Below are 12045 nucleotides of genomic sequence, written 5' to 3' on the forward strand. Positions count from 1 at the left end.
ATGACGGCACAGACGCTTTATCCCGCCGAGCGCGGTAATCTGCGGCTTTCCCTCGAATATTTCCCACCCAAGACCGACGAGATGGAAGCGCAGCTCTTTCAGACTGCGGAAGATCTCTCCGTCTTTTGTCCCGCCTTTGTGACCGTCACCTATGGGGCCGGCGGTTCGACCAAGGCGCGGTCGCTGACAACCGTTAAGCGGATGGTCGAGGAGAAGGGCTTTGCCAATACGGCAGCGCACCTGACCTGCGTCGGCGCGCCGAAGGCCGAGGTGGACACGGTCATCGACGAGTTTCTCACCTTCGGCGTTCGGCATTTCGTCGCGTTGCGCGGCGATCCGCAGGGCGGGATCGGCAGCACCTATCAGCCCTTTCCCGGAGGCTATGAGAGCAGTTCCGACCTCGTGCGGGCGCTTCGCGATCGCGCTGACGTCGAGATCTCGGTGTCGTCCTATCCGGAAAAGCACCCGGAAAGCCCCGATGTGGCTGCTGACATCGACATGCTGAAGCGCAAGGTGGATGCGGGCGCGACGCGGGCGCTCACCCAATTCTTCTTCGACAACGACGATTTCGAGCGTTACCTCGAGCGCGTCCGCCGGGCCGGCATCGAAATCCCGATCGTGCCCGGCATCCTGCCGATCAACAATCTGGGGCAAGTGCAGAAATTCGCCGGCCTTTGCGGCGCCAGCGTGCCGGAGGTGATCGTCACCCGCCTTTCGCATCTGGAAGACCAACCGGCTGAGCGCTTCAAGGAGGCGACGCATATCGCCGCCGAGCAGATCGTCGATCTTGCCCGCCGCGGCATCAGGGACTTCCACCTCTACACGATGAACCGTTCGCCGCTGATCACGGCCGTCTGCGATCTCGTCGGGTTCGAGCGCGCCGCCGAGGTGTCGCGGGCAGAGGAAGTTACTCTGAAGGCGGTTGCCGGCGCGGCAGCCTGAACGCAAAACAATCCAAAAAAGCGAAAGCGCATGAAGTGGTCCTTCATGCGCTTTCTTTTTTCCTGCAGCGTCGAGGCAGATGCTTTGTTGGCCTACCCCAAAAATCTCTGCTGCAAATTGGATTTCCGGAAAATTAAAGTCCCTATTTCGGTTTGGACTCTCAGCGGCCTGACTTCAGATGAAGAGCATTGTGGCCACGAATACGAACGCTGCACTAATCATGAGGACATTCAACGAATGTGTAAGTCCCATCGAAGACCCTCCTTGCGCTGACGGTTAAAACATAGGGCGAATTAACGGCGCTTGAAAGGGAAACTTGTGCTGCAGTGCGAAAACGCGTGATCACAATTGCCTTATCAACAGGGCTAATATTTTGAAATTAAACCGCATTTTATGGGGCCACATTTTTTTCACAATCACTGCCGGAAGGTTAATGTAAACGTCTGTAACCGTGCGTGAGTGCTTCGGAAGCGCACGTATTCCACCGTATGCGGCCTGTTCGATTCCCCTCATGCGGTGCGTCTCAGCCGCAAGATCCGGCCGTCCAGCACGGCGAGGCCGGCGGCAATCAGTGCCATGCCGCCCACATCCGCCGGCTGCAGCGTTTCGCCTAGAAAGAGATAACCGAGCAGGATTGCGCTTGGCGGGACGAGAAGCGTGACCAGCGACGCGTTGGTGGCGCCGGCTTCTCCCATGATGCGGAAGAACAGGATGTAGCCATAGGCGGTAGAAACGAGCGCGAGCGCCAGGATGGCAAGCGTCGCGTCGAGCGGCGGCATCGGCAGGGCCCAGGGGCTATCGACGAGGGCTGCGACCGGCAGCATCATCAGCGTCGAGGCGGTCAACTGGCCGGCCGCGGTGACCGGCGGAGCAAGGCCGCGAAAGCGCTTGCCGTAAGTCGCCGCCAGACCATAGCTGACGGCGGCAAGCACCGGCAGCATCAGCGCCCAGAGCGGCACGCTGCTGGATGTGCCGAAAAGCCCGGCAATCGCGCTCGGCCCGATGAGCACGACCGTGCCGGCGAGGCCGAGCAGGCAGCCGCCGATCTTGGCCGAGCTGAGTTTCTCGTCGTCGGTTGCCATGTTGGCGATGATCACGGTCCAGACCGGCGTGGTTGCGTTGAGGATCGCTGCCAGCCCGGCGCCGATATGGGTTTGCCCGAGGAAGATGAAGGCATGCGGGATGGCGTTGTTGATCAGGCCCATCAGCAGGAACTCGCGCCAGCGGCTGGCAAGCGCCTGATAGATGCCGAAACGCCCGCGGATATAGAGATGCAGCGCCAGGGCGGCGAGGCCGAGCCGCAGGAACACCAGGGTGAAGGGCGGCACGTGCGCGACGGCGACACGGGCAAAGAAGAAGGATCCGCCCCAGATGAGCCCGAGCAGGGCCAGAAGCGCCCAGGTCCGCATGGTCATCTGCTGGCTGCCGGCTTGTGCTGGTGCGTTCATGGTGCTGCTCGCGCTTTCTGCGCGGCCGCTGCCGATCAAATCGACCAGTCGGGATGCGCAATCGAAATGGGCGCTTTCTTCACAGCTGCCCTCCGCGACTCGAAAGGCTGCGTGATGAGGCGTCACACAGATCTAGCGCGACGCACCGAAGCGCACCACCCACTTCTTGCGCGCTCCCCGGGCGTCGCAACGCGCCCGATCGATATCGATCTGCATGATGGGTCGATGAGGGGGATCTGCCTGGCTGCTTTGATCGGTTCCGATCGGTGCAGCCAGGGGAAAAGTCACCCGGCCAAATGTTGGCCGGGCAAGTTTTTAGAGCGAGTTCAGCAATTCTAGGGTTGCCCAGCCGTCGGCGGGACGGCCGAGACGCAGCTGTTCCTTCTGGAGGGCTGCGCGGGTGCCCGAGCCGAGGATGCCGTCAACCTTGCCGACGTCGTGGCCGAGGGTCTGCAGCTTCGTCTGCAGCGCCTTCATGCCGGTGTCGTCGAGGCCCGGTTCCGGATTGCCACCCTCATAGGTCGGCGCGCCGCCGAGGCGGGTTGCGAAATAGGCAGCCGAAGTCGTGTAGATGAACGACTGGTTCCACTCGAGATAGACGTTGAAGTTGGGGTAGGTGAGGAAGGCTGCCCCCTTGCGGCCCTGCGGCAGCACGAGCGAGGCTTCCAGGTTGCCGAAGGCGGTGTCGCCGTTGCGCGGCTTGACGCCGAGCGCGAACCAGTCGCTGGCCTTCATGCCGGGCTGCAGGCCGGTCTTTTCCCAAGGCAGTTGCTCGGGCACGCTGACTTCCTGGATCGCTGGCTGGCCGGCCTTGAAGCCGAGGCTCTGGATGAACTTGGCGGCAGTCAGGATCGCGTCGGGCGAGCTCTTCTTCAGATTGACGTGGCCGTCGCCGTCACCATCGACGCCATGGGCGATGATGTCTTCAGGCAGCATCTGCACCTGGCCGATTTCGCCGGCCCAGGCGCCTGTGGTCGTTGCCGGGTCGAGGTCGCCGTGCTGTACCATTTCGATCGCGGCGATGAGCTGCGGGCGGAACATTTCCGGCCGGCGGCAGTCGTGGGCAAGGGTCACCAGCGCATTGCGGGTGTTGAAGTCGCCCTGCACGGCGCCGAAGTCGGTTTCCATGGCCCAGAAGGCGGTGATGACCGGGGCCGGTACTCCGTACTCCTTTTCGGCACGGGCGAAGACGTCGGCATATTCCTTCATCTTCTGCTCGCCGATATCGAGCCTCGACTTGCTGACGGTGCGCTTGGAAAATTCGGTGAAGGTCTGCTTGAACACGCCCTGGGCGCGGTCGCGGCTCAGCACTTTCTGGTCGATCGCGGCCCCGGCGAGCGCGCGGTCGACGACATCGGCGGGAACGCCCTTGGCGACCGCTTCAGCCTTGACGCCTTGCAGGAAGGCACCGAGATCACCGCCGCATGCCGGCGTTTGCGCGAGAACGGGGGAGGCGGTCAGCGCGAGGAGCGCGACGGATGCAAGAGCATGCCGGGCTTTGAGGATCATCATAATTCCTTTCTGTCGCCGCAGGGCGCGAAGCGCCGCCGCTGGCGGTCAATGTACCAAAGATGCAATCTGCTGCTGCTCTCTCAGAGCATTATGACGGAAAGAAGAAAATGGGTCGGTTTGCCGCGCTTCTGCACAAACCGTTGCGGCCGTCATTTCGGCTTGGAAACAGCCGCAACCCAATTCTTCCAGTTCTTCGCCGAGCCGGCAAAGACGTTGATATCGGTGGCGCCGTCGATGCCCGGTATCACGCCGGTGCTGGTATATTGCCAGAAGGCCCAGCGGCGCTCGACATAGACTTCGCCCGGATGCTTGGCGACGGAGCGGACCCAGAAGTGGTGCTCCTTGAACTGGTCGACGAGATTGTCGCGGTGGAAGTCGACCGAGGTGTAGATGATCGGCCGCTTGCCGTAATGGGCTTCCAGCCGGTCCATGAAGCGCTTCATCTCGACGCGGACTTCGTCCGGCGAGGGGCGGTGACGGCAGGTCTTGGATTCGCCGTTCCACTCGACGTCGAGGACGGGCGGCAGGTAGACGGCGCTCTTCGGCACATTGGCGATGAACCAGTCGGCCTGGGCATCCGCCGACGAGCAGAAATAGTAGAAGTGATAGGGCGCATAGGGAATGCCGGCCGCGCGCGCGCGCTGCCAGTACTCGTTGAAGCGGGTGTCGACCCTGTCCTTGCCTTCCGTCGCCTTGATGAAGGCAAACGAGACGCCGGAATTCTTCGCCTTCATCCAGTCGATATCGCCGTTCCATTTGGAGACGTCGATGCCGTGGATGTTGTGGTTATGCGGCGTGCGGCCGCCGAAATCCTGCGGGTCGGTATCGCTGAAGCGCGGCGGGATCGACGCGGTCTGCATCAGATCGTAGTCGGTCGACGAACAGGCGGAAAGGAGGGTGGCAATAGGCAGCAGTGCCAGAAGAAGCCGGCGCATGGAGGTCCTGTTTCGAAACGAACGACGATTCTGCCTCACACGATGGCTTTCATGACGGTGATTTGTCCCCCAGCGAGGCGTGAACCTCCTTTTCACCATATCATCGTAAAAATTGAGTTAGCTCAAGCGGGAATTGCGGCAGCACTCTGGTCGTCAAGCCGTGCAGCGGCTGGATTTGTCACTGACGCCGCTGTCGCGGCCGGTCGATGGTAGACCGCAAGCCAGGCGTAACCCCGTCCGATGGCCCGGCGCTCGAGCTGTGCGCCGTCGCGTCTTGCCCGCTCTCCCAGCACGTGGAACAGTGCTTCGCGCGGCGTGACATGGAAGCGCGTCAGCCAGCCGCGCAGCAGGCGGCGGAAGCTTGCCGGCAGTCGTTCCTGCTGGCCGAAATCGGCAATATGGAGCGAGCCGCCCGGGTTCAGCGCGTTGATCGCCGCGTCGATCGCGCCCTGCCAGTCCGGTATCATCGACAGGGAATAGGAGATGACGATCCGGTCGAAACCGGTTTCGCCGAAAAGCTGGGGCTGGAAGCTGGTGGCGTCGGCGATACGCAGCGTGGCCGCCGATCTGCCGCGGCGGCTGAGCTTGGCTTGCGCCGAGTCCAGCATCTCCGCGGAGATGTCGAGACCGAAGAGCCGGGCCTTTGGGAAGCACGCGCCGATGAGCGCGAGGTTGCGCCCCGTGCCGCATCCGACTTCGAGCACGGTTGTGCCCGCGCCCGCGTTCAGCTCGCGGATCAGCGTGTCGCGGCCGAAGAGATAATACTTCCGCGTCAGATCGTAGACGTGCCTTTGATAGCGATACATGTGGTCCATGCGCCGCTGGTGGCTGATCTCGGTCTGCTCCACCCTGCTCATGCTTTCTTCCGGTAGATATGGAAGCCGCCGTAGATGGCCGAGCGATCGGCGTTGCCGAGCTTCAGTGATGTCTCGGCATCATAGTGCCACTGCTCCATCACCGCCGGGGAGAGGCGGCCGGGAAGGATGCTGTCTTCGGCAGCCGTGCGGAAGATTACTGTGGCGCCTTCGTCGGCGGTACGGGTGATCTCGGTCCAGAGGTCGTTCAACTGCTGGTCGTTCATCCAGTCCTGCGCGTCGAGCAACACGTAACGGTCGACCGATGCCGCCGGCTTCTTCGCCAGAAGCTCGGTGAAATTGGCGTGGTGGACCTCGACGCATTCGGCACGATTGCGGATCGTCTCGTAGTTGTCGGCATGCAGGTAGGCAGGAAGCTCGCCCTCATGCGGCTGGGGATAGCGGCGCGCGAAGGCCTGCCAGGCGAAGTAATTTTCCTTGAGCGGGAAATGACAGGTCAGCTTTTCCAAGCGGTGGCGAAGCACCGAGGCAAGCGACTTGTCGTCGCTCAGGCCTGCCAGCTCGTCGAACTGCTGCGGCGGGATGCCCAGGCCGAACAGCGAGCTCTTCTGGCTGGTGATCCAGCGAATGAACGGGCGCTCGAACAAAGGCGCCAGCCGCGTGTCGAAGAACTGGCGCTGCTCGCGCATGGATCGCGCCTGGACGAACTCTTCCGGGTTGACGCCATGCAGACGCGCCAGGATGTGGCTGGCAGTGATGAAGCGGCCGAGCAGGCCGGTGCGATAGATGTTGCGGCCGAAGACGCCAATGCGTCGGCGCCCGGTGACGCTGCGGCCGTTCCAGTAGCTGCGGGTGGCCTGGTCGATCTTCGGGGCAATGAACAGATCGAAGGCCTGGACGTTCGACGGCGTGCCCTGCGTTGCCAGGAACCGGATGACGTCCTTGTGACCAGGCAGATGGCGGAAGGCGGCAAGCTTCAGCCGGTTGAGCGCGATGTGGTGCGGATTGAGATCGACCACGTCGATGCGATCGGGGCCGGCGGACAGGTAGGTCAGCATGTTGCAGCCGCCGGAACCGATGGTGACGATGCGATGTCCCGGGCGAAGCTGCATCGCTTCCATGTCGACAACAGGGTCTTCCCAGATCTGCGGATAGACGAGGCCGGAGAAGAGCAGACCGAACAGGCGCTCGGACAGGCCGGCAAGCGAGAAGGTCTTGTGTTGCAGGAGCGCGTTTTTCAGCTTCGGATTTTTTCTGCCAAAGCCGACATCAGGGGCAAGTTCGGTCATCTCTGCCGCTCATCCAGTTGAAACTTAGCCGCTTCTAAAGTGACTCGGCTACACTTTGATGACGGGTTTTTTCACAGCTGCTGCCCCGCACAAAAATGATCGACTACAATTTTTCACCCATAAGAATTCATTAAACCCTGGCGTGCTAGCTCCTCCTTATATTCGGGGGCGTCGACATGATGTTAAGAACGTTTCTGCCGAAGCCCGAGCAGCGATTCGCGGCCGCCGGCACGGCACTGGGGGCATTGTTTTCGGCGATCTGGCTGACCACGGAAACGCTGCTCACGGATGTATCATTTGCACATTTGAACTTTTCCGGAGCGCTTGCGGCGGGCGTCATGCCCTTTTTCCTCGGAGCCTCCTTCTATCGTTGGTCCTATTCACGACGACTGGAGCGTGAACTCCGGGCAGCCCGCCGCGCCGAGCGGCGGCTGCGCAACGAGGTCCACCGCGACCGGCTGACCGGGCTTGAAAACCGCTCGGCGCTGGAGGCGGATGTCCTTCGCGCGCTTCGCTCTGATGGCACGGCGTTCGAGCGCAGGCCGCTGCTGCTCATCGACCTCGACCGGTTCAAGGCAGTCAACGACACGATGGGCCATGACGCCGGCGATCGGCTTCTGAGCGGCATCGGCACGCGTTTGAGGCGTGCATTTTCCGGCGAGGCGACGGTCTATCGGCTCGGGGGCGACGAATTCGTGTTGCTTGGCCCTGGTTCTCCATCGGAAGCCGAGGTCGCGGCCCTTGCCGGCCGGGTGAAGGCACTGTTCGACGCGCCGTTCGATCTCACTGACGGTCAGGCGGCATCCGGTTGCAGCATCGGCGTTACGTTCCTGCAACCGGGCGATCTGTCGACCGGCGCCGTTTTGAAACGGGCGGACCTGGCGCTCTACGAAGCCAAGGAAATGCGCGGCAACAGCCATGTCGTCTACGCGCCGCATCTTGCGCAGGCAGCGGAAATGCGCGCCGAGGCCGAGCGCGATCTTGCCCGCGCGGTCGCCCAGCGGGAGTTCTTTCTGGAATACATGCCGATCGCCGGTGCAGCGAGCGGCGCCATCCGCGGGTTCGAAGCGTTGCTGCGCTGGCTGCACCCGGTCCGTGGCGTGATCGACACAGAGGCGTTTGCAGAGCCACTCGAGCAGGGAGCGCTTGCGCTCTCGGTCGGCAACTGGGTGCTTCGGCAGGCCTGCAGGCAGGCGGCGAGCTGGCCGTCGCCGGTGGGCCTGACGGTGGCACCCTTCGCGCTGCAACTGCGGGATCGCGATTTCATCAGCCACATCAAGGCGTGCCTGGACGAGGCGGGGCTGGCGCCCGGCCGACTGACGATCGAGGTGCCGGAAGCGTTCTCGATCGGCGATATGGGGCTGATCAGTGAAAACCTGCACGGCCTGCGTGCACTCGGCGTGCGCATTGCGCTGAGCGGCGGAGCTGCTGCCTCGCTGCCGCTCAACCTTGTCGGCGAGTTTCAGCCGGACCAGCTGACGGTGGATCTGCCGGCGATCCGCAGGTGCCATGGCAGCGAGCGCTGCGTCGCTCTGCTCGCCTGCCTCGTCAAGACGGGCCAAGTGCTGCGGCTGCCGATGGCGGTGCGCGGCATCGCCAGGGAAAGCGAAATGGACTGCGCCCGAACCGCCGGGGCGGTGGAAGCCTGGGGGCCATGGATATCTCCGGCCTTGCCGGCGCGCGATCTGCCAGCCCTGTTGCACGATGCCGACGCCAAAGACGTCCGTCGGCTGGCGTAGCCAGACGGCAGCACGCAACCTTAAGCAACGACGCAAGGGCTTTTCCTTTCGGTCAAATGCTGCTTCTCTCTCTCGCGTCAGACGGGAGGATGCGATGGGACGCATATTGAAAACGGTCGGGGCCGCGGCTGTCGTCGCCATTGCCGGTATTGGCGGGTGGCTGGCCGTAGCGCCGCCGGAGCTGCTGAAGGTTGGCGATGGCTATGCCGCCAAGATCGTCTGCTCGAATGTCTTCATCGCCGGGCGCGACGGGCAGGCGGTGCTTGCCGACGACGTCCAGGCGCCGGGCCATCCGCTGTTGAAATTCATCAGCGTTTCGGTCGACCGCGACAGGCGGCTGGTTTCCGCCCGCATCTTCGGCTTTGCCGCCCCGGCCCATGCCGTCTACCGCCCCGGGCTCGGCTGCGCCAACGTTTCCGACGAAGATCTCGCCGCACAGGTTCCAACTGCGGAGCCGGCGGGGCCCGACATCACGCGATCGGCCGACGTCTCCTGGCCGGAAGGCGACAAGGCGGATATCGACCCGGCGATGCAGGCATTGATCGAGGACGGCACCCTTGCCGGCCCCGGCGTACGGGCGATCGCGGTGGTGCGCGACGGGCATCTGATTGCCGAGACCTATGCCGCGGGCTTCGATCGCTCGACGCCGCTCCTCGGCTGGTCGATGACCAAATCGGTGACATCAGCCCTGATCGGCATGCGTGTCGCCGAGGGGCGCATGGACGTGACGCGCGCCGGCCTGCTGCCGGAATGGAGCGGCGACGCGCGCGCCAAGATCAGGCTTGCCGATCTCATGGGCATGGAGAGCGGCCTCGAGTTCAACGAAGGTTACGGCAACGTCAGCGATGTGACGCGCATGCTCTATCTCGAAAGGGACATGGCGGGCTTTGCCGCAGCCAGGCCGGCGACATCGCAGCCGGGCTCCACCTTCAGCTATTCCAGCGGCACGAGTACGCTGTTGTCGCGGCTCTGGATGCGGAGTTTCGACGACCCCGCCGCAGCGCTTGCCTATCCGCGCGACTCCCTGTTCCTGCCGCTCGGGATGACGAGTGCCGTGCTCGAGACCGATGCCAGCGGAACTTTCGTCGGATCGTCCTATATGTATGCGACGGCGCGCGACTGGGCGCGTTTCGCGCAGTTCCTGCTTCAGGACGGCAACTGGAAAGGCAGGGCGCTATTGCCGAAGGACTATGTCGCCTTCATGCGGACGCCGACGAAAGCGTCCGGCGGCGAATATGGCGCAGGCCAGGTGTGGCTTCAGGAAAACGGGGTTCGCGCCGGCACCGGCGTCTTTCCGGCCGACACCTTCTGGATGCTCGGGCATGACGGGCAGGCGATCATGCTGGTGCCTTCGCTTCGTCTGGCGGTCGTGCGCCTCGGGCTGACACCGTCACGCGGCGGCTATGATGTGCAACAGCTCAACGCCAAAATAATAGAGGCGCTCGATTGAGCGCCTCCTGAACTCTAGAGCGTTTCCGACTTAGCTGGAAACGTAGAACGCTCTATCTCTTTGTTTTTACGCATTTCCTGACGGAAAACCGCTTCGCACTTTTCCTGGAAAAGCTCTGGCCGAAACGGTCGGGTCTGCTTATTTCATGCCGAGTTCTTCGAGCAGGCCCTTGCGCTTGGCGTGGTAGTAGTAACCGCTGGCATAGAGCTTGACCGCGCCGTCGTGCTTGTTGTCGGCAACCATCCAGGCGCCGTGCAGGTACTTCGTCGCATACATCAGGTTGGTTTCCGCATCGAACAGGCCCTCGGCCGGGCCTTCGTAGCCGAGCCCCTTGGCGGTGTTGTAGCGGATCTGCATCAGGCCGTAATTGCCCTTGCTGTAGGCGCGCGGGTTGTAGTTGCTCTCGCGCTTGACGACGCGGTGCACGAGCTCGACGGGGATGCCGTTGAGGTCGGCATAGTGCTTGATCAGCTTGTCCAGGTCCGGACGCGAGCTCGACGGCGCCTTGGTGAGCTTCATCGAATCGGGAATGACGCTCGCAACGGCTGCGACACTCGAACCGATCACGCCCATCCTCGGCTTTTCGGTGGGCACGATCATGCGGTTGGCGACGAGCGTTTCGAGGCCGACGGGCTCGCCGGTGTCGAAGTCCGATTCCATCGCTGCAGCGACGGCAAGCGTCGAAACGGGAAGATCCTGAACGCGGCTCGTCTTCGGCGAGACGAGGGCGGATGCGGTTTGCGGCAGGGCAGCGGTATCGGCTGTTGCAGCAGCGGCGGTCGCCATGGCGACGCCCGGCTTGGCGCCAGGAACGGCGACTGCTGTGGGTGCCGGACCTGCGGCCTGAGCGAGGTCAGTGCCGACGGGATAGGTAGTTGCCATGCCGGCCGTTTGTGCCGACAGGGCAGCGGACGCCGCGGTTGCCGCGCCATCCGGTGTCGGAAGGGCATAGGCTGTCATTTCCGTGCCGGGTTTTGCAAGCGGTGTGACCGTCTGCACGGCCGTAAGCTCTTCCACCGAGGTATGCTCGACAGTCGAGCACCCCGAGACGAGTGTCGCCGACAGAATAGCTGCCACGCCAAACGTCTGTTTTGAAAGGGAAATACGGAATTTCGCCATGCTGTCACTTTCGTGCTTCTGGGCCCCGCAGCCCCTGCAAATCAACGGCTGCCAGCCGCCATGCGTGAATCTCCATTAACCCATGGGGCGTCGCGCAGCAAGCGCGCGGGCGAATTTCAAACCGATGCCCGCTTCATGGTTGCCGTCAGAAGCCCGGCGCCGACAAGCAGCGAGCCACCCGTGCGGTTGACGATCCGCCTGATATTCGGCTTGGAAATAGTGCTTTTCGCGGCTGTTGCCAGTGCTGCATAAAGGCTTGCATTGAGAACGGCGAGCGTTAGGAACGTCACCTCGAAAATCGCCATCTGGGCAAAGAGCGGTCGGGACAGGTCGAGGAACTGCGGCAGGAAGGCAACGAAGAAAACGATGCTTTTGGGATTGAGTGCCGTGACGGCGTAGGCATGGAAGAAGATACGCAGTGGCCGCTCCTTGGCGGGCGCCACATCATGCGGACCATCGCTGCCGGCAACCGGTGCCCGCCAAAGCTGGATGCCGAGCCAGATGAGATAGGCAGCCCCCACCCATTTCAACACGGTGAAGATTGTCGCCGACGTGGCGAGCAGCGCGCCGAGCCCGAGCATCGATGCGGTCATGGCGGTGAAATCGCCGAGCGCCACGCCGGCAACGGTCGCGCCGGCGGTCTTGCGGCCATGGCCGAGCGCATAGGAGATGACGAGTAATATGGTCGGGCCGGGAATGGCGAGCAGCACTGCCGAGGCAGCGGCAAAGGCAAACCAGTGTTCGAACGACATGAAAAAGGCTCCGCGCTTGAGGGCTTTCCGAGGCTGATCTCGGG

General features: G+C 63.0%; 10 protein-coding genes. 3 read left to right on the plus strand and 7 right to left on the minus strand.

The window, feature by feature from the left end; all coding sequences use genetic code 11:
* Window positions 1-942 carry a methylenetetrahydrofolate reductase [NAD(P)H] gene (gene metF / locus ABIE33_RS11785; protein WP_429124991.1) on the plus strand — a complete coding sequence of 314 codons (942 nt, stop codon included), beginning with the start codon at window positions 1-3 and terminating at the stop codon, window positions 940-942.
* A gap of 509 nt (window positions 943-1451) precedes the next feature.
* Here metF and ABIE33_RS11790 read toward each other — a convergent pair.
* From ABIE33_RS11790 to ABIE33_RS11810, 5 genes are all read right to left on the minus strand, one after another.
* A complete protein-coding gene (locus ABIE33_RS11790) occupies window positions 1452-2390 on the minus strand; it encodes a DMT family transporter (protein WP_429124993.1) in 939 nt (312 codons plus the stop codon).
* Between the two features lie 315 nt (window positions 2391-2705).
* Window positions 2706-3899, minus strand: a complete 1194-nt coding sequence (locus tag ABIE33_RS11795; RefSeq protein ID WP_429124995.1) for a lytic murein transglycosylase — start codon at window positions 3897-3899, stop codon at window positions 2706-2708.
* A 152-nt stretch (window positions 3900-4051) separates the two neighbouring features.
* Window positions 4052-4837, minus strand: coding sequence for a glycoside hydrolase family 25 protein (locus ABIE33_RS11800; protein WP_429124997.1), 786 nt, complete (start codon window positions 4835-4837; stop codon window positions 4052-4054).
* A 122-nt stretch (window positions 4838-4959) separates the two neighbouring features.
* Complete coding sequence (locus ABIE33_RS11805; protein WP_429124999.1) at window positions 4960-5694, minus strand: class I SAM-dependent methyltransferase; 735 nt, start codon at window positions 5692-5694, stop codon at window positions 4960-4962.
* A complete protein-coding gene (locus ABIE33_RS11810; RefSeq protein ID WP_429125001.1) occupies window positions 5691-6941 on the minus strand; it encodes a DUF3419 family protein in 1251 nt (416 codons plus the stop codon). Before ABIE33_RS11810 ends, ABIE33_RS11805 begins: the two co-directional genes overlap by 4 nt.
* A gap of 176 nt (window positions 6942-7117) precedes the next feature.
* Here ABIE33_RS11810 and ABIE33_RS11815 point away from each other — a divergent pair, with 176 nt between their 5' ends.
* Window positions 7118-8680, plus strand: a complete 1563-nt coding sequence (locus ABIE33_RS11815) for a putative bifunctional diguanylate cyclase/phosphodiesterase (RefSeq protein ID WP_429125003.1) — start codon at window positions 7118-7120, stop codon at window positions 8678-8680.
* A gap of 94 nt (window positions 8681-8774) precedes the next feature.
* Entirely contained in the window at window positions 8775-10130 is a 1356-nt protein-coding gene (locus tag ABIE33_RS11820; RefSeq protein ID WP_429125005.1) for a serine hydrolase domain-containing protein, read from the plus strand.
* Between the two features lie 138 nt (window positions 10131-10268).
* Here ABIE33_RS11820 and ABIE33_RS11825 read toward each other — a convergent pair whose 3' ends face one another.
* Together ABIE33_RS11825 and ABIE33_RS11830 are read right to left on the minus strand one after the other, a co-directional pair.
* A complete protein-coding gene (locus tag ABIE33_RS11825) occupies window positions 10269-11249 on the minus strand; it encodes a transglycosylase SLT domain-containing protein (RefSeq protein ID WP_429125007.1) in 981 nt (326 codons plus the stop codon).
* A 116-nt stretch (window positions 11250-11365) separates the two neighbouring features.
* The gene (locus tag ABIE33_RS11830) at window positions 11366-12001 is read right to left on the minus strand and encodes a LysE family translocator (RefSeq protein WP_429125009.1); all 636 of its coding nucleotides are present in this window, start codon (window positions 11999-12001) and stop codon (window positions 11366-11368) included.
* Between the last annotated feature and the right edge of the window lie 44 nt (window positions 12002-12045).

The organism is Ensifer sp. 4252 (assembly GCF_050434565.1).
Classification (GTDB): Bacteria; Pseudomonadota; Alphaproteobacteria; order Rhizobiales; family Rhizobiaceae; genus Ensifer.